This is a genomic window from Synechococcus sp. CS-197 (genome assembly GCF_025128215.1).
In the GTDB taxonomy this organism is placed as follows: domain Bacteria; phylum Cyanobacteriota; class Cyanobacteriia; order PCC-6307; family Cyanobiaceae; genus Synechococcus_C.
The window spans coordinates 1-20,216 of record NZ_JAHLZC010000010.1 but is presented as its reverse complement, the minus strand read 5'-3'; the positions used below and the strand labels follow the sequence as shown (position 1 = coordinate 20,216).

Genomic DNA, 20,216 nt, shown 5'->3' with positions numbered 1-20,216 from the left:
ATCCGACAGCATGACCGCGACAAACGCCTGAATCTCTTGTCGATCCCAAGTGACACGGTGACCGGGAACGATCTGCTGACGCGCGAGCGGCAGGTTCGCCAAGAGGGAAGTGGGATCAATGCCGACGACGTGATCGGTTGCTGGCAGCTGCAGACCATCTGGCCCAAGGGCCGCAGCGAAGCCAACGCCTTCAACGGGTGGCTGCTGCGCAGCCTCGGCGCCTGCCTGGAGATCAGCGCAGCCGGCGATCACCATCTACGCCTACGCAATGCCGTCAACCTCGGCCCGGTGACTCTGCAGTTCAGTGGACCTGGGGAGCTGGGCGGTGGCAGACCCTTACTGAGCTTCCACTTCGAGCACGTCAGGCTGACGCTTGGCGCCATCACCCTGCTGCAACGCTCGTTGCCGGCTCCACCCGCCAAGCGCAAGCCGTTCTTCGCATTGATCCACAGGGATGCGTCTGGCTGGCTGGCGGCTCGCGGCCGGGGAGGTGGGCTCGCCCTGTGGACGCTCAGGGATTGAGACGTCGCTCGATCCAGTCGTCTCCTCGCTCCCAGCAGCAGCGTCGGTGGGGATGGGCTTTGAGATCGAGTTGCTCCACCCGCTGGATCTGAATGCGGATCAACAGCAAATGAGGCGGTGGTGGCTCCCCATCGGCAATCGAATCCGGCCAGGGGCCAGCCGCCTCAAAGGGCTCACCCGGATGCGGCCAGGCCCAGACGGAGCGGCCAGCGGGCGCCAACCGTTGCCAATGGGCGTTCAAAGCCTCCGGATCATCGCCAACACTCAACAATTGAGCGATCCCACGCAGGCGGAACTGTTCTCTGGCCTTGCGGAACAACCAGCACAGTTCCACCTGCCCCTGAGCACTGAGTTCGCCGGGTTTCTCGCTGCGGGCATCTGTGAGCAGTTCGAGGTCGCCCTCATCACTCCAGCCTCGAAACACCAGGGTGCGCACCCGTGGGGTGCCATCGGCTGCCACGCTTGCGAGCTGGAGCCAGCTGGCCCCCGGAGCCCGTCCCTCCCGTTGGCGGGCGCCCCGCAGCAACGGCCGCCAGGGGGGCAACGGCATTGCCTGGATGGGATCAACCGGCATCAGCCATCCAAGGATCGAGAAAGGCCAGCGGACGGTTCATCGTTTCGGAAAACCCAAGGATGCCTCGATCGCGATAGACGTACAGGAGCGAGTCGTCCGCGTCCAAGAGGAACGTGCCCCCCCGCTGGGTGATGAAGCGATCGTCGGGCACGTAGGTGCCCCAGTGCCGCAGCACTTCATTCATATTGCGCAAGCGCACCGTGGCCAGTTCGAACGGGCGCTGAAACCCGCCGCCACCAGCACGGCGGAAGAGTCCAGCAGGGATCGCTGGCAGCACCCCGGTGCTGATCACTTCATCGTCGCCGAAACGCTGGGGCGCCGTGCGGTCGCCGGTGTAGCCGCGCAGCACTTCTGCCAGGGTGCCGGGAGAGCCGATGCCTGCACACATCAGCAGCAAGGAGGGCCAAGCACCGCCTGGAGCCTGAAGCCCTGGCGACAACCCCAAAGCCTGGTGCAGGTTGGCATTGGGCTCAACCTGCAAGCGCTCAACCGGAAAGCCAGTGAAGGCGCAGAAACGATCAGCACCCTTCGGATCTCCAATCGCGATCGCCAACAACTGGATCCCGGCCTGATCCAGCTGAGGCAGCGCAGGCACCAGGGCCTGGGCGTATTCCATGGAGTCGAAATCACCGAGCTGGGTGAGCAGCACCACCAGCCGCCGGCAGCCTCGGCCCATGCCAGGAGCATCAGCGATGCGTTCAAGCAAAGGATCGGGAGCGTTCATGCCTGTCATCAAGACGCCCACATGATCAGGCATTGAGCACGACATCAGGCATCGAGCACAAAGCGATAGCGCACATCGCCCTTGGCAAGCCGTTGAATCGCCACATTCACCTGATCCATCGGCAGATGCTCAACCAGTGGGAGGATGTTGTGGCGAACACAGAACTCCACCATCTTCTGAAGACTGGCTGGTGAGGACGTGGGGCTACCGGTGATCGAGCGCCGGGCGGGGATGAGATCGAAGGCGCCAACCTGAATCGGCTCCAGCACAGCCCCGAGCTGATGCAGGCGTCCCCGAGGCCTGAGCGACGCCATCACCGCACTCCAGTCGAGGGGATGGTTGACCGTATTGATCACCAGATCAAACCGGCTCTGAAGATCAGGAAGCATCTCCAGTTCCTCCACGTGATGGGCACCAAAGCGTCGTGCCTGTTCCGCCTTGGCGAGATTGGTGGTGATGGCGGTGACTTCACAGCCCCAAGCCCGCGCGAATTGCAAGGCGATATGGCCCAGCCCACCGATGCCCACCACGGCCACATGGGCTGTGGGCGACACCGCTTCATCCACCAGCGGTGCAAACACGGTGATGCCACCACAAAACAAGGGTCCTGCATCGGCCGGATCCAGACCAGGCGGAAGCGGGATCGCCCAGTCTTGCCGAGCCACCACGTGACTGGCGAAGCCCCCCTGCCGTCCCACGATCGTGGCTTCCAGAGACGTGCAGAGGTTCTGATCACCGCCGAGGCAGAGGCTGCAGTGGTTGCAACTTCCGCTGATCCAGCCCAGACCGCGAACGTCGCCGATCAAGCCCGGATCCACCCCCTCGCCAACCGCCGTGACCCTGCCGATCACTTCATGGCCCGGCACGAGGGGATAGCGGCTGACACCCCAGTGATTGCCGATCATCGAGAGGTCGCTGTGGCAGAGGCCGCAGTGCATCACCTCCAGTACCAGCTCGTCAGCTGCAGGCTCAGGGGCTGGCCGCTGGCCGCACTCAAGAGGGGCCCCTGCGGACGGTGCTTGCCAGACAGAGATCACAGGGAAACCCGCAATGGTTCTTCCTTGTCTTTAGTCATGCCGCCCAGGCAGCGCCACGGCGCATTGACACATTTGTACTACCCAATTAGAACAGGCGTACCAGCAGCGTCTCCATGGCTCCGAGTTCGCCTTATGCACCCTTCAAAGCGGAGGAGTGGATGCGCGCTTCCCTGATCACCCCCCGAAAGCGATGCCCCGTCACGGTTGGATCCAGGACCCACACACCCAGGACACGAAACGGTTCCACCCCGATGAAAAAAGCTGGCACCGCGACCCCCGGGTGTTCGTGGATTCAGGGAGACCTTTTCCAGACCAGCCCCCGCTGCTGACCACCCGGGTGCACCTACGCCGGGAAACAGCGGAACTCCTCTGGAAGGAGCTACTGCGGGTGGGCTGGCAGCCCTGCAGGCCCCAATGGGGTGCTGATGTGGATGTCTGATGTGGACGTCTGAAACCGGCAGCGAGACGACCCGTCAGCCAACAGCTCAAGCCTCAACCGAACTGGTAATGCTTGCGCACCGCTTCATGCACGGTCCACCTGCACGTCAACCCGGCGGAAAATTCCACCAAATCCCCGGCCTTGATGCGCACGGGCGCACCAGATTCGGGCGTCACGGTGACGTCACCTTCCAGCAACAGACAGGTTTCCCTCTGGTCGTAGTGCCAGGGAAATTCACTGGCTTCACAGGCCCAGATTGGCCATTCACGAATCCCCAGCGCCACGATCACGCTGTCAGGGCACGGAGAAGTCACATGGATCATCGCCAAACCGATGATGTCTTCAATCAAGTTCCATAATTGCGCGGCGCTAGCCCATCGCCGACCGTCAATCCCCGCTCCCACCGCCGCAGACGCTGGAGCAGCAGCGCAGCAACCACAGCCAGCAGCCCGCCCAAGGCACTCAACCAGCCCATCTGGCCAACGCCGATCAACACCGCCGCCGTCCAGAGGACAACCCAGCACCAGGGCTGGCCCCGTCGAATCCAATGCAGCGCCTGGGAGCAACTGCGGCAGTTCACGGTATGGCTGTTGTAGCGATCCATGAGCGAAGCAATCCCCTGCCTTGGCGGAAGCCGCTGTCCAGCGAAAGGTTCGCCGCCGTGGCTGTTAATCCAGCGATGCAACGCGGCCACATAGACATCCGCCTCGGTTGGCAGAAAAAACGCACGCTCAGCGGCTGCACTGCCGCCGGCAGATTCCAGCACCCGCTCCTGCCAGTGCAGAAACACCTGGTCGTCTTCCAGAACTTTGTGGTTACCGATGTGTTGCAGCCATCGGGGTCGCAGACCCACCAGCAGCCGTGGCAACGCGGACTTGAACTGGAACGGGAAGCGCGCGAACAGGCGACACTCACCGCGGCGGATCGGCACGGCGTAAACCACGGTGAGAATCCGCGCGAACCCTTTGGCATCAAGGTCGTGCCACATCAGCTGGGGGGCACTGAAGTGGGTGAACTGAGAGCCGAGCCGGCCTCGGCGGGGGCCCTCCTCCCAGAAGGCCTCAAATCCCGAATCGTTCTCCGCTCGGATCACGGCCAGCACAGGGGCGGCATTCTCCCGGTTACCCACGGTTTTGTGATGCGTGAACGGCACATGACTCACATCCAGCACATTCTCAAGCAGGGTGAGTGCATCCATGGGCAGGTCGCGGAAGGTGTCCTGCACGATCCAGCCATCAGCCCAGCCATCTCCTTGCTCTTGAAGCAACGGCACAAGCGGTGGATCTTTGGCGCCCGCCATCGTCGGATCGCCGGTCCACACGAACAGCAACCCCTGGCCAGAACAGGTAGGGAGGCTGTTGCAGCTGGACCGGCGCCCCGATGCATTGGCCCCTTCCGCCATCTGGGGGATCCGTGTGCAACGGCCTTCTCCATCGAAACTCCAGCCGTGATAGGGACACTCCAGTTCCCCTGAGGCATTGATGCGTCCCTCACTTAGGGGTACCAATCGATGGGGACAGACGTCATCGAAGGCCCGCCAGCTTCCGATCGAGGCGTCCCACCACAGCACGAGATCCCTCTCCAGAACGGTGAACCGCTGCGGTCGTTTCGGATCGAGATCGCGCAGGTAGGCAACCGGCCACCACTGCTCCGTCCAGCTGGCATGCATGGGTCGTGCACGAGTGCAGTCATGATCGCCGTCTTGGAGCAGCGTCTGTGACCTCAAAACCATGATTGATCTCGGGGACTACGGCCATCCGCCCAGCACGCGCCGCCGGGACTACTCCCTGGTGCTGCTGCAGCTGATGAAACGCATGCGCCTGGAGTTGCTGCTGCTGCTGGCCATCGCCGTGCTGATCAACAGCAATGCGATTCCCGGTGGTTGGACAGCCGATGGCGATGTGGTGAGGATTCTCGGCATCGCGGCCTCGATCTTCATCGGCTTCCGCAACACCCAGGCCATCGGGCGCTGGTGGGAGGCGAGGAAACTTTGGGGATCGATCGTGAATGTGAGCCGGAGCTGGGCCGACACCCTCCGCGCCCACCTGAGCAGCGAACGCATCAACCGCAAAGAGGAACGCCAGCTTCTGCAGTTGCAGGTGGCTCTGGTGTGGCAGCTGAATTTCCAGCTGCGCAACTTCTGGCACCGGGAGCTCAGGGAGCTGCAAGGGCAACTCCTCGATGGCCTCAAGCTGCCGCGCAGCAGCAGCTTGCGCCAGCTCGGCCTGCAGCGGGCCGAGTGGATCCGAGACCTTCATCGCCAGGAGCACATCGACAGCTTCGGACGCATGCAGCTGATGGAGGTGGCCAATGCCTGCACCGATGCCATCGGCGGATTGGAGCGGATCCGCAACACCCCCTTACCAGCGTCGTACGACGTGTTCGTGCGCTTGCTCACCTGGCTGTTCGGACTGCTCCTGCTCCTGTACTTTCACGACCTTGGGCCCGAGCCCCGAATTCCGATCAGTGGAGTGTTGATCGTGCTGCTGTTTCTGATGGCGGAACGCATCGGCGCCTATGTCGAGGGCCCCTTCGACGCTGACGGCAGCAGCTTTTCCCTCCCGCTCGACAGCATCTGCCTCACGATCAGCCGCGATCTCCTCGATGGTGACGCTGACCATGTGCAGCATCTGAATTCAAAGGATCCAGTGCGCTGGACCTGAGCTTTCCACCCGCTCTCTCCCACCATGCCCTCGTTCGCTCTCTTCGCCCTACCCCTTGTTCTCGCCCTGTTTCATTGGGTCGGCCCTGTCCCGGACGATCTGGGAGTGCGGGGCGGTCACCTCAGCCCCTGCCCCGGCCCCGCGCACTGCGCACGGGTTGACTGGACTGTGACGGATTCCGGTGCCGCACTGGAGAGCCTCACCACACTGATCGAATCAACACCGCAGGCGGAAGTGATCAGTCGCGACGATGGCTACCTCCATGCCACGTTCAGCAGCCGCATCTTCGGCTTTGTCGATGATGTGGAACTCAATGCAGCCGATCCCGAACGGCTCGAGGCCCGCTCGATTTCGCGCCTGGGTGATTCCGATCTGGGGGTGAACGGTCAGCGCCTGCAGGTCCTGGCCCAGGCGTTGGACACGCAGGGCCTGAGCCAACCTTGAAACCAAGTTTCAGCGTTCATCCGCTGCAGGGCGGACGGCCCCCGACCGCCCCGGCGCCGTTAAAACCATGGCCTGAAGCCGACCTCGCAAGGCCACACACCCAGCACATTGGCAGGGTTCATCGTCGTGGACGCTGGCATGAAGCCGAACCGGCTGAAAGTGCGATCGCATGGCGAGAAGCCTTTCTTCAGTTCTGACGTGCAATCCGCAACGCAGCCAGCTTGAGTGCGCAATCTCGAGATTTTTTTTAGCTGATGAAACAAATCTGAGTGAGGCGTCGCCAATTGCGGGCTTCACGGCATCGCTTCAGCCAGATCCAACGCACTTTGCAAAGCGCCTTCCGCCATCCCAAAGCCAGAACCGGCGATCCAGTCGCCGCAGAACCCCACCCGGGCCTGCGGACACCACTGCAGATCCCGGGGCAAGGCATGGTCGAGGGGTTGCGCCGCACCCCAGCGCATCACCCCGAGGCTTCTCGCCTCCGGGAGAGCCGCCTGCAGGGCAGGCCAAGGCCCAAGCAGCGGAGGCAAGGCCGCCAGCAATCGCCTCTCGTGATGCACAAGCAGATCCGGTTGGGTGTCCGGCCTGATCGCAGCACCGTCATCGAGGCCATGCACCACCAAACCAAGGCGACCATCGCTCTGTGGGTGCACAACCAGCCGTTCCACACCGCAGTGATCCCGGGCCTCCGGCGTCAGCCAGATCTGTCGGGGGAGCGAATCTGCAGTGCCCAGCCCAGCATTCACCGAGGGCAACTCCAGCATCAGGTTCCAGCGCACGCTGGCCGTCATCACGGCAATTGAGGCCAGAGCTGCATCAAGACTGGGGTCAACCCCCTCCGCCACAGCGCTGCGCAGAGGCACATCAGGCCAGCCCAGCATCGCCAGCGATCGCGGATGGGCGAGCAGTGTTCCACTCAGCACCAGCGTCCTGGCCCGCCAACCACCAGGCAGCAACCAGTGTCCGTCATGCCAGCGGAGCGTGCTGATGCGCTCCCCGAAGCAGGTGAACACAGCCTCCCCGGCGTCTGCCAACAGCGTTTCAGCCACGGCGGCCATGGTGGGTTGCCCGCGCCAGCGCGGGCCACACAGCAACGGATGAGCGGGAGGTTCCACCAGCGCGCCAGCGCCATCGAGACCGACAACGCAACCAGCATCCGGCACCAACACCCCGCGGTCACAGAGATCGTCAACAAGCGCGCCCAAAGGCCCCTGCGGTGGGCCACTGAAGCTGAGGGTCGGGGCTCCATGATCCAGCCGCCAGAGGGCGTCATCCCGCCGCCGTCGCGTTGCACAACGACCACCCGGCCCGCGTCCGGCCTCAAGGATCACCAGGGAGTCAACCGCTTGCTTGCGGCGCAGGGCCGATGCCAGAGCACAGGCCGAAAGCCCCGCACCGATCACCGCCAGATCCACATCAGCCATGAGCACATCGCCCTCTGCCAAGAGTCTGAACACAAAAAAAGACGGGTGGCGGCCCGTCTTGACTCTCCCGATTGGCGTCCCAGAGCAATGCCCTCTGACGCGCCCTTTATCGCGCGGTCGCAGCAGCAGCGCCGTAGGCATCGATACTCAATAACGCTTCCGACAGCGGTTGCACCATTTGCTGGGTGTTGCTGGTGACCTCGAGAATCCGGCCAATGGATCCCGGGGTTTCCAAGGCCTCAAGGCAGCAACGCGCCACCAGGCGCCTGGGGATGGATTGACTGTCCTGCTGATCCGGCCCGGTCCAGACAATGCCCTCAGTCTCGAGCGCATCCTCCCGTTCCGACAGACCACCGGGACGAATCACGGTCCAGTCCAGTCCGCTGCGTTCAAGACTGCGCTCACCCACGCGTTTCCACACCAGGATCAGCCCAAACAGGTTGAGTGGATGGCGCCAGCGACCGCTGCAGAGAGAGCTCACGAGCACCACACGGCGCAGCCCAACCCGTTGGCAACTCTCGATCTGACGCTGCACACCCCAGGCATCCACCCGCATCGGACCGGTGAGATCCACGGACGGCCGCGCTCCGGTAGCGATCACCAGCGCATCGGCGCCATGGAGCGCCTGATCCAGGGCGGGAGAGTCCTGCAAGCTCAAACGCTGCTGCTCACAACCCTCGAGAGACTTTGGGATCTGCGAATCAGAGCGCAACAGCAACCGCGGTTGATCCCCGCTGGCCAGGGCCTCTTCAGCAATTCGGAACCCTGTCTTGCCAGACGCTCCACTGATGGCGATCGTGCGTGGGCTCATGGCAGGGTCTCCTTGATCACATCGGCCAGGATCTCCTGCAAGTCTGCCAAGGCTGCAGCCGCCTCTCCCTGCTTGATCTCCAGCAATGCGGCGATGTCCGTTTTGGGATTCCAGTAGCCGATCCGGGTGGTGCCCGCCTGATCCCACACAGCGATGGTGAACGGTATAAACAGATTGGCGAGCGGATTGGCGGCCAGCACCACGGCATCCAGGGAAGGTTTGCTGACGAGCAAGGCCGTGTTGACAGGAATCCGCCGTCCCTGCTCACGGGCCGTGCGCTGATGGTTCAGCTCCGCCCGGATCTCAAACCCCTGTTGCTGAAAGCCAGCACGCAAACGCCGCACCGTCTCAGCAACCGTGAACGGCGACTCCCACTGGCGGATGTAACCCGTCAGGGCCTTGGTGTCAGCAACGGCTGTTGGGGCAGCAGAAACTGTTGGGGCAGCTGCGAGCTGTCGATGGCTGCTCTCCAACAAGGCTGCCGATCCCAGCAACATCACACTGCTGACCATGGGCAACAGGCGACCCCCAAGCAGCGGCATCATGACGTTTCAGCAATCAGCGCACGCTAGGTGAGTTGGAAAGCCGCCCAGGCCTGGACAAGCCGCACCCCCCGGGAGGGACGACGCCACTTCCGCTTGGTGCTCCAGGGGGGGCGAGGAGCCGAGCGCTGGGTGGAACTCTGCTCCGTACTCACACCTGAGGTTCGACTGCGCCTCAGCTGGAGCGAGCTCTGCGACCGATCGCGCTGGGACAGCGGCTGGCAGTCGATTCCCCCTGAGCCATCAGACGGTGGCAGCTGAGGGCACTGGTTTGGTGGCGATCACCGCAAAGAATGGATCGCCCTTTCCGCCCACCCAACCCATGGGGCCAGGCATGCGGGTCTCCTCAGCAATCAGTTCCGGCTTGGGCCAGCCCTGAGCCATCAGCACTTCAGCGACATAACGAAGGTGATCGCCATCGGCACCATCGGTCCAGATCTGAGGAGCTTTGGTGAAGAACATGCGATTGCTGAACGCCACGATCACCTGGCCGTTGGGACGGGTGATCCGCAGAAGCTCCTCGGCAATGGCTTCCGGCTGCTGCAGGTATTGCCATCCCGCCACAATCAAGGTGCAATCCACGCTGCTGTCGTCGAGAGGCAACTCCTGCAACTGGTTGAGGTTCTGAACCCAATGACGATCGAGACGGGGATTGGCCTCCAACTCCTGGGCGTTGAGGCCATGGCCGATCACTTGCTCATAACGCTGATCGTCGGGAAGGTGACTCACCCAGCTGCTCATTAGATCCAGCACCACGGCACAGGTGGGGATGCGTTCGCGGTAGAGCTGGGTCAGTCGCCCTCTGAAACCGCCATCCAGATGCTGAACGAAACGAGGCTCGCTGTAGAAGAGAGCATCATCACTGCCATCCAGCTTGTAGCGCTCGTTGGCACTGAGAACCTGAACGACCACGGATCTGCCTGCTGAGGTGGAGACGGAACCTAAGGAACGACGCGGAGAAGTGCGTCACACCAGGGAAGACGCATCAGAGCCCCAGGCTCTCGAGCAGCTCGGACTGGGCTTTTTTACCAGTGATGGCATGGGCCGCCATCGCACCGCTGGCGGCCACCGGAGGAATGCCGATACCGGGGAAGGTGCTAGCACCGCACTGGAGGAGTCCTTCCACCGGGGTCTGCACCCCAGGGAACAATCCCCGAGCTGCCGAGAGCGCGGGGCCATAGCTGCCGTGATGAACCGATAAGTAATGGCGGTGCGTCAGTGGCGTGCCCTCCATCACCACCCGGCAACGGCTGCGGAGATCGGGAATGCGCTGCTCCAGCACATGCCAGAACACCCCACAGCGATCAGCACGCTGGCGGTCGTACTCAGGCGTGGATCGCTCCAACCCGCTCCAGTGCTCCCAAGGTTCATTCGCTGGCGTGTAGGCATGCAGCACGTGCTGACCAGGAGGTGCCATAGCGGGATCCAACACCGACGGAACTGACACCACCACGGCGTTGCGCTCCGCTGTAATGCCTCGCTCCCAGTCCCCAACCCAGACGGTATGGATCGGCAGGTCATCCAACCCAGCAGCATCAAAACCGAGATGAAGATGCAGGAATGAACCGCAAGCAGGCGTGTTCAAACGTTCCTGCCGCCATCGCGACGTGCCCTTCTCTGGCAGCAACGCCGCCGTGCTCCAGGCGTCGGCATTGCTCACCACATGATCCGCATCCAGTTGCTCTCCGTTGGTGAGCTCCACGCCGATCACCCGATCGCCATCAAGCCTGATCTGCTTGACCCGGGCCCCCAGTCGCAACGTCCCACCGTGCTTTTGCAAGCCCCGCACAAGAGCGTTCACAACACCGGCACTTCCGCCCTTGGGGAAGTCAAGACAGGCCTCAGGATCAAACCATTCCCCAAACAGGGTGGCCATGGCCGCAGCGTTGGTATCGGCCATCGGCATCCCGCTGATCAGAAAGCAGAGAAGGTCAACCCAGTGCCGCAAGAAGGGGTCCGTTAGCTGACGGTCCACAAGCGGAGCGAAGGCACCGCTGAGATGGCGAAGAGCTGGAAGATGGGGCAACAAGCGGCCGCTGCGTTTGAGAAGGGGGCCCAGTCCATTGATCCCTGCCGGTGGAAGCGCCAGCAGGGGCAGAGCATCCGCCGCAGCAGCGATTGGCTGCAGCGTTCTGGCGAAACGCCTCCATTCCTCAACGGCTGCATCACCGCGAAGCTGTTGCACCACCTGCTCAAAACCGTCAGCGCCAACGCCGATCCGAAGATGACCTTCCGGGAAGAGAACGTCCCAGTCCCGGTAGGACATCACCTCGATCGGTTCATCGAGAGCCCGAAGGATTTGAGCGAGAGGATTGTTGCTGGGCCACCGGCCCAGACCACTCCACAGCGATGGACCGGATTCGAAGTGATAACCCTGGCGCTGAAAGCCGTGAGCAGCACCACCGGGTGCCCCATGGGCCTCTAGCACGAGCACCTCATGGCCAGCACGGGCACAAAGGGCGGCACAACACAAGCCACCGATGCCGCTGCCGATCACGATCACCTCGGTTTTGGTGGTCATGGAGAGGTGCAGAGAGCGGTGAACGATTCATAGCCGGTCACAGCTCCGCACCGTTGCGGACATGCCGGACGACACGCAGTCCCTAGGGTTTTGATACGACGAAACGTGATCCAGTGGACGGACTCGAAACCCAGGCCCCACACGTGCCAGCGAGCGGCTTCATGGGCTGGATCCGTCGGACGCCTCCGCTGGTGCTGCCCATGGTGGTGCTCAGTGCCGGACTGGTGGTGGCCGGTGCTGTGGCTGTGAAAGGGATCCGCACGGCCGCAGACACCATCACCGTGACGGGTGCGAGCACCGAACGCATCCGCAGTGACTACGCCGACTGGACCGTGGTGGTTCAAGGCAGCGGGGCAAGCCAGCAGGCTGCCTATCAGGCTCTGCAGCCGGATCTTCAGCGAACACTGGCGTTTCTGCGGACGCAGGGCGTTCCCGACAGCTCCATTCAGCTCGCGGTTCTTGAATCGTCGAGCAACGACATCCGCAACCGTATGAACGGGGCCCTGATCAAAACGGAGTGGTCGGCCCGGCAGCCGATCCGCATCAGCACCCCCGATGTGATTCTGATCAGCAAGGTGTCTCGATCCATCGGTTCACTGGTGGGTGATGGCGTCTCGCTCACGATTCAGCCGCCTGCCTACACCTACACAAAGCTCGCCGACAAACGCGTCGACATGCTCGCCAAAGCCACAGCCGACGCGCGCAAACGCGCCGTGGCCATTGCAGGGCAGGCAGGATCAGGAATTGGGGCCATCACCAAAGCCGATACCGGCACGTTTCAGATCACGGTTCCGAATTCAACGGACATGGGCCGCTACGGCTCGTACGACACCCGCACGATTAACAAGGACATCACCGCCGTGATGGGTGTGACGTTCCGCGTGCAGTGATCGCACTTCCGCTGATCCTCCTGGGCATCGCCTGGCTCCAGGAGCTGATCGATCAACTGGTGTTCGCCGGTCGCTGGAATCTGGCCATGGGCCCTGGGACTCCTTGGTGGACCTTGTTCACAGCGCCTTTCAGCCATGGGGGATTCGGGCATCTGCTCGCCAACAGCCTGGTGTTTCTTCCCCTCAGTTACCTGGTGCTGGCGCGCAGCACCAGGGCCTATGTCGCCGTTTGGATCGCGGTCATCCTGCTGGAAATCCCGGTGTGGCTGTTCTGGCCCGTTGGAGCCCATGGCCTCTCCGGTGTGGTGTATGGACTCCTCGGCTACCTGCTGTGCATCGGCTTTCTCGAACGGCGGCCTCTGGCCATCCTTTTGAGCCTGATCACCCTGTTGCTGTTCGGCAGTGCCTTGCCAGGACTTCTGCCCTGGGCGTCACCGGCTGGTGTGAGCTGGATCGGCCATGCCACAGGATTCATCGCCGGACTGATCGCAGCGAAAGCCGTGCAGAACGAGTCTTAGCTCTCTTCGTCCTCTGCGCTGCCCCCCCCCAAGAAGCGACCGGAGGCTTTCACGGCCAGAACGGCAGCAGCAGCTCCGTAGCCGATGAATGTGGCCACCTGCCCGAAACTGCCGGTCTCGTAGAGATCGGCATTGAGGAGAAGCCAATCAACAAGCGACGCAGCGGTGCCCCAAATCACCACCCACACCGACACGTAGATCACACCCCGGGTTGTGCTGCTCAAGGAAGCAATGGCGACGTCGACCGTGACCGTAAGTCAAATCCACTCAGCGGCCAGAATCGGGCGCGATGGCTACAACCGCTTCAGGAACGACCTTGGCCATGAGCGAACAGGATCAGCAGCAACCCGTGGTGATCAAGCAGGGAGGCAATGGCATCGGCTTGGTTGTGGCCGCGCTGATCATTGGAGGATCAATTGTGTATGCCATCAACATCTGGTCGAACACCAAACAGCAGATGATCAAGGCACCAGCCGAAGCAATCCAGAAGGGCGTTGAGTCTGTGAAAAAAGCGATCCAACCAGGGTCCTGAATCAGCGTCACCCCCCTTCCATCGACTGCTGATGGCTGTGCTGCCTGTAGAGGTCGCTGGGATCATCCTCTTTTGCTTTTGCATCCTCAGCTTTCGCTCGCTTCTGTGCGGCTTCCTCCTCTTTTTGCACCACCCGTTCGTAAGCGCTCAGCGTGTCGGATTCGGGTCTAGACGCCTGGGAGCTCATCAACGGAGGTTTCAGAGGTTGTTGATGCTCGCATCCGGAAGGAAGCGCTGCAACGATGACGCTTTCGTTTCAGCGTCATGAAGAAGCACGAGCGGGCGGCCGTGGTTCTGGAGCGATTGAACGCGCACTATCCCGAACCGCCGATCCCTCTCGACCACAGCGATCCGTTCACCCTGTTGATCGCGGTTCTGCTCAGCGCTCAGTGCACCGACAAAAAGGTGAATGAGGTCACACCCGCACTGTTTGCCGCCGGCCCCACGCCAGAAGCGATGGCCGCCCTCAACGAGAACGAGATCCTCTCCCATATCCGCCAACTTGGCCTGGCCAAGACCAAATCCAAGAATGTGCACAAGTTGGCCCACATTCTTGTGAATGTGCATGCAGGCCAGGTTCCGGCCAGCTTCGAAGAACTGGAAGCGCTGCCAGGCGTGGGCCACAAAACCGCCAGCGTGGTGATGGCGCAAGCTTTCGGTGTTCCCGCATTCCCTGTGGATACCCACATCCACCGCTTGGCCCAGCGCTGGGGGCTGAGCAGCGGAGAGTCGGTGGCGACAACCGAAAAAGATCTCAAGAAGCTGTTTCCCAAAGACTCTTGGAACAAGCTTCATCTCCAGATCATTTTTTACGGGCGGGAGTACTGCACGGCCCGAGGGTGCGACGGCACGGTGTGCCCGCTCTGCCGCGAGCTTTACCCCCGGCGCAGAAAGCCTGTTGAATGGAAAAAGGCCTAGTCAAAACCAATCGTCAAATTACTGTTACAGTTTGTTGTACAACGACAGGTGCAAGACATGGAGCGCAATTCCGCACAAGACAGCTGGTTCCAAGGCTCGGCGGCTCGTGCCATTCACGAAGAGCAGCTGGCAAAGGTCGAACGTTTCAACGGACGCGCCGCCATGCTCGGATTTGTGATTGGTGTGATCACCGAGGGGCTGACGGGACAAGGCATCTTGCATCAGATCGGCTTGGGCCCCCTGGTTGATGGCTATGCCGCCTGCAGTGCCCAGTATTTGCCCTTCTGCTTCTGATCAACGCCACCACACGCCCTCAGCTCTAGTGTTGAGGGCTGTCAGATCAGAGGCATGCCTCGCAAGCGCCGCAAGCTCAGCAAGGAGATGGAGGCTGAAATCAAAGCCGCCCAAAAAAAAGTGGAGTTCATCTCCGCGATGATTCGGGATATCCGGGAAGAAGACATTCAGAACGAATATGCGGAAGCGTTTTCCCGCGTGCACGTGGCCAGCGCCCATCTCACCCAGCTTTATGACAGCGAAGGCGTGACCGAAGAAAGCGAGGGAACCCTGGCTCTCTACAAGGGGCTGCTGAGCCAATTCGAGGAGGACTACGAACTCTGATCGCTTGAAGCCCCCTTCGGATTCATGCTGCCGATCCCAGAACCCGGTACAACCGGGTTGATTTTGTGCAACAGCAGCCATGACCGACCGCGGCGACACGCAAAGGCAAGCGAACGATCCCCGCTGGTTCGAGCTGCTGATGGCCAGTCGCTGGCCCCTGGCCGTCGTCCTGGCGGCCTGGGCCGTTGCCATCGCCGCCGTACAGATTCTGAGAAAACCAATCCCCATCGGTCTGCCTCTCAGTCAGCCCCTGCCTGTGAAACTTGTCGGAGGCGTGAGCGTGGAACAGTTCAAAGTCCCCGTGCGCGTTAAAAGTGAGGGTGCGCTGTCCGTCGAGGCCATTAAGGCGCTTCCAGTCAGCGGCAGCGTCAAAGTCCCGGAAGGAGTGTCCTTAAGCCGGCCGATTCAGGTGGACACCAGCACACCGCTGGAGGTCAACAGTGATGTGAATGTGGACACCCCCATCGTCGTTTCGGAGGTCTCCAATCCCGTCTCCATTCAGGCGGTGGATGGTGAAACACTGCAGGTGAGCACTCCCGATGGGGAGACGCTCAACATCATCGGCGGGGTCAGGGTGAACTCCGTGGGCGGCAAGATCAATGTGCGCCTGCGTGATGCAGCCAAGTCCGTGCTGCCTCTGCCCTAACCCTGTGGACCTCAACGACCTGCCAGACCTGTCCGCCTTGAACCTGGCCGTGATCGGTCATCAGGAATGGGTCACGTTTCTGGAAGTCGATGCTCTGCCCCAGCCAGGCCGCATCAGCCGGGCCTGCCGATCCCTCGAGGAACCGGCCGGCGCAGGAGCTGTCGTTGCTGTTCAGCTGGCGCGTCTCACTGGGCGTCGGGTGCTGTTTTTCACCGCTCTCGGCTCCGATGCCATCGGACAACGCAGTGAACAACGCCTCAGGGAGCTGGGGGTGGAGCCTGTGGTTGCCTGGCGCGACACCCCGAGCCGGCGTGGCATCAGCCTGATGGATCCCGGCGGCGACCGGGCCATCACCGTGATTGGGGAACGCCTCACCCCTTGCGCAGAGGATGACCTTGGCTGGGAACGCTTGGCGAGCTGCGATGGCGTGTTCGTGTCCGCGACCGATGCCGCTGGCTTGCGCCTGGCCCGACAAGCCAGGGTGCTCACAGCCACGCCAAGGCTGCGTCTGCCGGTGCTGGAGGAGGCATCGGTTCCACTGGATGCCTTGATCGGCAGTGGCCTTGATCCCAGCGAACAGCTGCCCGAGGGAACCCCTGAACCCGCCCCCAGGCTGCGCATCGCCACAGAGGGTGCTGAGGGTGGTCTGTTGGTTCCCGGAGGTCGCTTTGCCCCAGAGCCTCTCCCTGGTCCCAGCGTCGAGTCCTACGGCTGCGGCGACAGCTTTGCCGCGGGTGTGACCGCTGGCCTGGCCGCGGGCTGGGCAGTGGCGGATGCCGTGCAACTCGGTGCGCGCTGTGGTGCTGCCTGCGCGACGCGTTTCGGTCCCTATGGCTAAGAGTGGGGTCCTCAGTCCCCCGGCCATGAGCACCGACCTGCACACCCTGGCCATCCGGCAGCTCAAACGGGTCCTCAGCAACTTGCAGGAAATTCTGCGCCTGGCGGCCGCCGATCTCGAGGCGCGGGGAATCGATGAAACCGTGCTGCTGGCCAGTCGGCTCTATCCCGACATGTTCGATCTTCAGCAACAGGTGCAGGCCGCCACCGACATCGCCCGCCGAGGAGCAGCACGGCTTATTGGCGAGGATCCTTCATCCCTTCCCGACAACGCCCCAAGTTTTGAGGGGCTGATTGCCCGTATCGACACCACCCTCGCGCAACTGGAGGCATTCCCTGCAGAAGCATTCATCGGCAAGGAGCAAAGCAGCGTGGTGATGCCGATCCCCAAGAGCTTCGGTGGCGGAAAACTCACCTTCCACGCCCTCGAGTTCCTCACGGATTTCCTGTTGCCCAATGTGTATTTCCACACCACAACGGCTTACGCCATTCTTCGGCATAACGGTGTCAACATCGGCAAACGTGACTTTCTGGGGATGGCTTTGAGCAACTCCTGAGCTCGTGTCCCCGCAGGTACTTCAGCCTCTTCCAATGTGCGCTAGATCGCTGGCGGCGATTGGATGCATTGAATAAGGTCCCGAAAGAACCTGTTGTTCGCGTCGAATGTCTGATCTGAAATGCCCCTTCAGTGGCCACACCGGTGCGGTCACACCAGCCGGCAACACGAACAACGGCGACTGGTGGCCCAATCAGATCAACCTCGGGATCCTGCATCAGCATCACCCGGCCTCCAATCCGCTCGGTGACGCATTCGATTACCCGACGGCTTTCGCCAGCCTGGATTACAGCGCCTTGAAGGCCGACCTTCAGACGCTGATGACCGACTCTCAAGACTGGTGGCCCGCCGACTGGGGCCACTACGGAGCCTTGTTCATCCGTCTGGCCTGGCACAGTGCCGGCACCTATCGCACGGGCGATGGTCGTGGCGGTGCCGGCCACGGCAATCAACGCTTTGCCCCCCTTAACAGCTGGCCTGACAACACCAACCTCGACAAGGCTCGGCGCCTGCTGTGGCCGATCAAACGGAAGTACGGCAACGCCATCTCCTGGGCTGATCTGATCATCCTTTCGGGCAATGTGGCCCTGGAATCCATGGGGTTCCGCACATTCGGCTTCGCCGGCGGCCGAGAGGACATCTGGCAACCGGAAGAGGATGTGTTCTGGGGAAAGGAAACCGGCTGGCTCAAGGATGAGCGCCGCAACGACAAAGGAGAACTCAACCAGCCCCTGGCCGCTGTGGAGATGGGGCTTATCTACGTGAATCCCGAAGGTCCCCACGGCGAACCGGATCCCGTGGCCTCTGGACGCGACGTGCGTGAGACCTTTGCACGCATGGGCATGACCGTGGAGGAAACCGTGGCTCTGGTCGCCGGGGGACATACCTTCGGCAAGTGCCATGGAGCTGCTCCGGACAGCCACCTTGAGGCCGAACCGGAAGGTGCTGCTCTCCATGAGCAGGGCCTTGGATGGCGCAATACCTACGAATCGGGCAAAGGCGAGCACACCATCACCAGTGGCATCGAAGGCGCCTGGAAACCGAACCCCACCCGATGGGATCAGGGCTATTTCCAGATGATGTTCACCTATGAGTGGGAACTCACCAAGAGTCCAGCTGGCGCTTGGCAGTGGACGGCCAAGGATGTGAAGCCCGAGCACATGATTCCCGATGCCCATGTGGCTGGGAAGTCTTCCGCTCCGATCATGACCACCGCTGATCTGTCCCTCAGGCACGACGCGATCATGGAGCCGGTGGCCCGGCGCTTCCATCTCGACCAGGAGGCGTTCGCCGATGCGTTTGCCCGCGCCTGGTTCAAACTCACCCATCGCGATTTAGGCCCCCGCGCCCTTTACCTCGGACCGGATGTTCCCGAGGAGGTGCAGATCTGGCAGGACCCCGTTCCGCCTGTCACCCACCCCTTGATCGATGAGGCTGAGATCAGCACCCTCAAGCAGCAGATCCTGGCCAGTGGCCAGAGCGTGTCCGCCCTCGTGGCAGCAGCCTGGGGTTCAGCGTCCACGTTCCGCGGATCCGATCGCCGAGGGGGGGCCAATGGCGGACGCATCCGGCTGCTGCCCCAACGCACCTGGGAGGTGAACGACCCCGAACAACTCAATGGTGTGCTCACGGCTCTGGAGACGATTCAGTCTCAGTTCAACAGCAGCTCCAGCAATGGCAAGTCGGTCTCGATCGCTGATTTGATCGTGCTGGGAGGGTGTGCAGCCGTGGAGAAGGCTGCCGCCGATGGCGGACACACCGTGGTGGTGCCCTTCCGTCCTGGCCGCAGCGATGCGGGCCCGGAGCAAACCGACACCGCGTCGTTCAATGTGCTCAAGCCCCTGGCCGACGGATTCCGCAACTGGCAGCGCAGCGGCCTTCCCCTGCGGGCCGAGGAATTGCTCGTCGACAGAGCCCAGCTGCTCACGCTCAGCGCCCCTGAAATGACCGTGCTGCTGGCGGGTCTGCGCGTGATGGGAGCGAACACCGCCGGCAACCGTCAAGGCGTGTTTACCCAGAACGTCGGTGTACTCAGCAACGATTTCTGTGTGAACCTGCTGGACATGACAACCCGCTGGACGCCAACCAGCGAGGCGCAGGATGCCTACATCGGTCGCGACAGCGCAACCGGTGCCGAACGCTGGAGCGCGAGTCGCGCCGACCTGGTGTTTGGATCCAACAGCCAGCTTCGCGCCATTGTTGAGGTGTACGCCCAGAACGATGGCGGCAGCCGCTTTGTGGCCGACTTCGTCAAAGCCTGGGTGAAGGTGATGGAGCTCGACCGCTTCGATCTGCGCAGCTGAAGCAGTCGTCAGGCCCTTACCCCTCGGGCCCCTCGCCCATCAGGCGAGGGGCCCTTTGTTGTGCCGTTTGAATCCAGGCCTCAACGTCGATTTCAGCTGCCGCTGCGCGGCAGTTGTGCTGCACATCCCGGTAGAGGTCTGCAACGGCCCAGGCCTCCGTCTCAGGGATCCCATTGCAACGAGGGATGAGGTGCAGATGCAGATGGCGTGCTCCCTCCCCGAAGGCAATGGCGTACACACGATCACAACCGCTGACGTGCTTCACCAGGCGCGAGGCGCGCTGCACGATCAAGCCCCAGTCCGCTGCTTCGGCAGCAGAGAAATCAACCGGTCCTGCGCAATGGCGCCGAACATCGAGCAAACACCAACCAACGAGGGGACTGGGATGGGGATGGTGACGCAGCAACCAATGCTCACCTCTCCAGATCAGCGTGGGATCGAGTTGCGCTGAGTTCAGATGCAGCGAACAGATGGCGCAGCTTGTCGCTGTGGGTTGAGAAGCAGGGGGCATGGGCAACATCAGCTCATCAGTCAGCCTGACGAATCGGCCAGAGGCAAACCAACAAAAAGCCCCCACCTTTCGGTGGGGGCTTTCCGATTCAACTGACGCTGAATCTTTTGGAGACTTCAGCCTCAGCCGATGGCGGGTGCTTGCAGAGCCACAGGAGTGGACTCAGCAGCAGCCAGGTCGAGGGGG

Annotated in this window: 29 protein-coding genes; 16 read left to right on the top strand and 13 right to left on the bottom strand. The window is 62.2% G+C overall.

Features of this window, described 5'->3' with window-relative positions; genetic code table 11:
* Positions 1 to 36 precede the first annotated feature (36 nt).
* Positions 37 to 522, top strand: coding sequence for a hypothetical protein (locus KQ296_RS03480; RefSeq protein ID WP_259726338.1), 486 nt, complete (start codon positions 37 to 39; stop codon positions 520 to 522).
* On the opposite strand, the gene KQ296_RS03475 is transcribed toward KQ296_RS03480, so the two are convergent.
* Genes KQ296_RS03475 through KQ296_RS03465 form a run of 3 tightly spaced genes read right to left on the bottom strand, consistent with a single transcriptional unit; the run spans position 512 to position 2,857 of the window.
* Positions 512 to 1,096 (bottom strand): pyridoxamine 5'-phosphate oxidase family protein, encoded by a 585-nt coding sequence (locus KQ296_RS03475; RefSeq protein ID WP_011932725.1) that lies wholly within the window; start codon positions 1,094 to 1,096, stop codon positions 512 to 514. The genes KQ296_RS03480 and KQ296_RS03475 overlap by 11 nt on opposite strands.
* Positions 1,086 to 1,820 carry a peroxiredoxin-like family protein gene (locus tag KQ296_RS03470; protein WP_041428423.1) on the bottom strand — a complete coding sequence of 245 codons (735 nt, stop codon included), beginning with the start codon at positions 1,818 to 1,820 and terminating at the stop codon, positions 1,086 to 1,088. Before KQ296_RS03470 ends, KQ296_RS03475 begins: the two co-directional genes overlap by 11 nt.
* A gap of 44 nt (positions 1,821 to 1,864) precedes the next feature.
* Complete coding sequence (locus tag KQ296_RS03465) at positions 1,865 to 2,857, bottom strand: NAD(P)-dependent alcohol dehydrogenase (protein WP_011932723.1); 993 nt, start codon at positions 2,855 to 2,857, stop codon at positions 1,865 to 1,867.
* A gap of 190 nt (positions 2,858 to 3,047) precedes the next feature.
* On the opposite strand from KQ296_RS03465, the gene KQ296_RS03460 reads away from it, so the two are divergent.
* Positions 3,048 to 3,296, top strand: coding sequence for a DUF1651 domain-containing protein (locus KQ296_RS03460; RefSeq protein WP_011932722.1), 249 nt, complete (start codon positions 3,048 to 3,050; stop codon positions 3,294 to 3,296).
* A gap of 53 nt (positions 3,297 to 3,349) precedes the next feature.
* Here KQ296_RS03460 and KQ296_RS03455 read toward each other — a convergent pair whose 3' ends face one another.
* A complete protein-coding gene (locus KQ296_RS03455) occupies positions 3,350 to 3,619 on the bottom strand; it encodes a cupin domain-containing protein (protein WP_011932721.1) in 270 nt (89 codons plus the stop codon).
* A 23-nt stretch (positions 3,620 to 3,642) separates the two neighbouring features.
* Positions 3,643 to 4,965, bottom strand: a complete 1,323-nt coding sequence (locus KQ296_RS03450) for a Rieske 2Fe-2S domain-containing protein (RefSeq protein ID WP_011932720.1) — start codon at positions 4,963 to 4,965, stop codon at positions 3,643 to 3,645.
* Between the two features lie 61 nt (positions 4,966 to 5,026).
* On the opposite strand from KQ296_RS03450, the gene KQ296_RS03445 reads away from it, so the two are divergent.
* Both KQ296_RS03445 and KQ296_RS03440 read left to right on the top strand, forming a co-directional pair.
* Positions 5,027 to 5,959 carry a bestrophin family ion channel gene (locus KQ296_RS03445; RefSeq protein ID WP_011932719.1) on the top strand — a complete coding sequence of 311 codons (933 nt, stop codon included), beginning with the start codon at positions 5,027 to 5,029 and terminating at the stop codon, positions 5,957 to 5,959.
* Positions 5,960 to 5,983: 24 nt separating this feature from the next.
* Positions 5,984 to 6,403 carry a DUF1499 domain-containing protein gene (locus KQ296_RS03440; RefSeq protein ID WP_011932718.1) on the top strand — a complete coding sequence of 140 codons (420 nt, stop codon included), beginning with the start codon at positions 5,984 to 5,986 and terminating at the stop codon, positions 6,401 to 6,403.
* 293 nt (positions 6,404 to 6,696) lie between these two features.
* On the opposite strand, the gene KQ296_RS03435 is transcribed toward KQ296_RS03440, so the two are convergent.
* From KQ296_RS03435 to KQ296_RS03425, 3 genes are all read right to left on the bottom strand, one after another.
* Positions 6,697 to 7,827 carry an NAD(P)-binding protein gene (locus tag KQ296_RS03435; protein WP_041428788.1) on the bottom strand — a complete coding sequence of 377 codons (1,131 nt, stop codon included), beginning with the start codon at positions 7,825 to 7,827 and terminating at the stop codon, positions 6,697 to 6,699.
* Positions 7,828 to 7,933: 106 nt separating this feature from the next.
* On the bottom strand, positions 7,934 to 8,638 hold the full coding sequence (locus tag KQ296_RS03430; protein ID WP_011932716.1) for an SDR family oxidoreductase: 705 nt from the start codon (positions 8,636 to 8,638) through the stop codon (positions 7,934 to 7,936).
* A complete protein-coding gene (locus KQ296_RS03425; protein ID WP_259726336.1) occupies positions 8,635 to 9,183 on the bottom strand; it encodes a DUF302 domain-containing protein in 549 nt (182 codons plus the stop codon). Before KQ296_RS03425 ends, KQ296_RS03430 begins: the two co-directional genes overlap by 4 nt.
* 27 nt (positions 9,184 to 9,210) lie before the next feature.
* On the opposite strand from KQ296_RS03425, the gene KQ296_RS03420 reads away from it, so the two are divergent.
* Positions 9,211 to 9,441 carry a TIGR02450 family Trp-rich protein gene (locus KQ296_RS03420; protein ID WP_011932714.1) on the top strand — a complete coding sequence of 77 codons (231 nt, stop codon included), beginning with the start codon at positions 9,211 to 9,213 and terminating at the stop codon, positions 9,439 to 9,441.
* Here the strand turns inward: KQ296_RS03420 and KQ296_RS03415 are convergent.
* On the bottom strand, positions 9,424 to 10,092 hold the full coding sequence (locus KQ296_RS03415) for a class I SAM-dependent methyltransferase (protein ID WP_011932713.1): 669 nt from the start codon (positions 10,090 to 10,092) through the stop codon (positions 9,424 to 9,426). The two genes, KQ296_RS03420 and KQ296_RS03415, sit on opposite strands and share 18 nt — an antisense overlap.
* Before the next feature lie 73 nt (positions 10,093 to 10,165).
* On the bottom strand, positions 10,166 to 11,701 hold the full coding sequence (locus KQ296_RS03410) for an NAD(P)/FAD-dependent oxidoreductase (protein WP_259726335.1): 1,536 nt from the start codon (positions 11,699 to 11,701) through the stop codon (positions 10,166 to 10,168).
* Between the two features lie 113 nt (positions 11,702 to 11,814).
* Between KQ296_RS03410 and KQ296_RS03405 the strand changes: the two genes are divergently transcribed.
* Both KQ296_RS03405 and KQ296_RS03400 read left to right on the top strand, forming a co-directional pair.
* Entirely contained in the window at positions 11,815 to 12,591 is a 777-nt protein-coding gene (locus tag KQ296_RS03405; RefSeq protein ID WP_011932711.1) for an SIMPL domain-containing protein, read from the top strand.
* Complete coding sequence (locus tag KQ296_RS03400) at positions 12,588 to 13,109, top strand: rhomboid family intramembrane serine protease (RefSeq protein WP_011932710.1); 522 nt, start codon at positions 12,588 to 12,590, stop codon at positions 13,107 to 13,109. Before KQ296_RS03405 ends, KQ296_RS03400 begins: the two co-directional genes overlap by 4 nt.
* Here KQ296_RS03400 and KQ296_RS03395 read toward each other — a convergent pair.
* On the bottom strand, positions 13,106 to 13,333 hold the full coding sequence (locus KQ296_RS03395) for a hypothetical protein (protein WP_011932709.1): 228 nt from the start codon (positions 13,331 to 13,333) through the stop codon (positions 13,106 to 13,108). The two genes, KQ296_RS03400 and KQ296_RS03395, sit on opposite strands and share 4 nt — an antisense overlap.
* A 65-nt stretch (positions 13,334 to 13,398) precedes the next feature.
* Between KQ296_RS03395 and KQ296_RS03390 the strand changes: the two genes are divergently transcribed.
* A complete protein-coding gene (locus KQ296_RS03390) occupies positions 13,399 to 13,641 on the top strand; it encodes a hypothetical protein (protein ID WP_255486297.1) in 243 nt (80 codons plus the stop codon).
* Positions 13,642 to 13,648: 7 nt separating this feature from the next.
* Here the strand turns inward: KQ296_RS03390 and KQ296_RS03385 are convergent, their stop codons facing one another.
* Positions 13,649 to 13,828 carry a hypothetical protein gene (locus KQ296_RS03385; protein WP_011932707.1) on the bottom strand — a complete coding sequence of 60 codons (180 nt, stop codon included), beginning with the start codon at positions 13,826 to 13,828 and terminating at the stop codon, positions 13,649 to 13,651.
* Positions 13,829 to 13,905: 77 nt separating this feature from the next.
* On the opposite strand from KQ296_RS03385, the gene nth reads away from it, so the two are divergent.
* From nth to katG, 7 genes are all read left to right on the top strand, one after another.
* Positions 13,906 to 14,559, top strand: a complete 654-nt coding sequence (gene nth / locus KQ296_RS03380) for an endonuclease III (protein WP_011932706.1) — start codon at positions 13,906 to 13,908, stop codon at positions 14,557 to 14,559.
* 57 nt (positions 14,560 to 14,616) lie between these two features.
* On the top strand, positions 14,617 to 14,853 hold the full coding sequence (locus KQ296_RS03375; protein WP_011932705.1) for a high light inducible protein: 237 nt from the start codon (positions 14,617 to 14,619) through the stop codon (positions 14,851 to 14,853).
* Between the two features lie 54 nt (positions 14,854 to 14,907).
* Positions 14,908 to 15,177 (top strand): hypothetical protein, encoded by a 270-nt coding sequence (locus tag KQ296_RS03370; protein WP_011932704.1) that lies wholly within the window; start codon positions 14,908 to 14,910, stop codon positions 15,175 to 15,177.
* Positions 15,178 to 15,256: 79 nt separating this feature from the next.
* Positions 15,257 to 15,823, top strand: coding sequence for a hypothetical protein (locus KQ296_RS03365; protein WP_011932703.1), 567 nt, complete (start codon positions 15,257 to 15,259; stop codon positions 15,821 to 15,823).
* Positions 15,792 to 16,661, top strand: coding sequence for a PfkB family carbohydrate kinase (locus KQ296_RS03360; RefSeq protein ID WP_050815874.1), 870 nt, complete (start codon positions 15,792 to 15,794; stop codon positions 16,659 to 16,661). The genes KQ296_RS03365 and KQ296_RS03360 overlap by 32 nt, the downstream gene beginning before the upstream one ends.
* Before the next feature lie 25 nt (positions 16,662 to 16,686).
* Positions 16,687 to 17,217 carry a DUF1993 family protein gene (locus tag KQ296_RS03355; protein ID WP_011932701.1) on the top strand — a complete coding sequence of 177 codons (531 nt, stop codon included), beginning with the start codon at positions 16,687 to 16,689 and terminating at the stop codon, positions 17,215 to 17,217.
* A gap of 106 nt (positions 17,218 to 17,323) precedes the next feature.
* Entirely contained in the window at positions 17,324 to 19,519 is a 2,196-nt protein-coding gene (gene katG / locus KQ296_RS03350; protein WP_011932700.1) for a catalase/peroxidase HPI, read from the top strand.
* 16 nt (positions 19,520 to 19,535) lie between these two features.
* Here the strand turns inward: katG and KQ296_RS03345 are convergent, their stop codons facing one another.
* Positions 19,536 to 20,030: an HIT family protein gene (locus KQ296_RS03345; protein WP_399240208.1), complete on the bottom strand. Its 495-nt coding sequence runs from the start codon at positions 20,028 to 20,030 to the stop codon at positions 19,536 to 19,538.
* Between KQ296_RS03345 and KQ296_RS03340 the strand changes: the two genes are divergently transcribed.
* On the top strand, positions 20,029 to 20,216 hold a 188-nt coding region (locus KQ296_RS03340; protein ID WP_259726357.1), incomplete at its 3' end, for a hypothetical protein. The two genes, KQ296_RS03345 and KQ296_RS03340, sit on opposite strands and share 2 nt — an antisense overlap.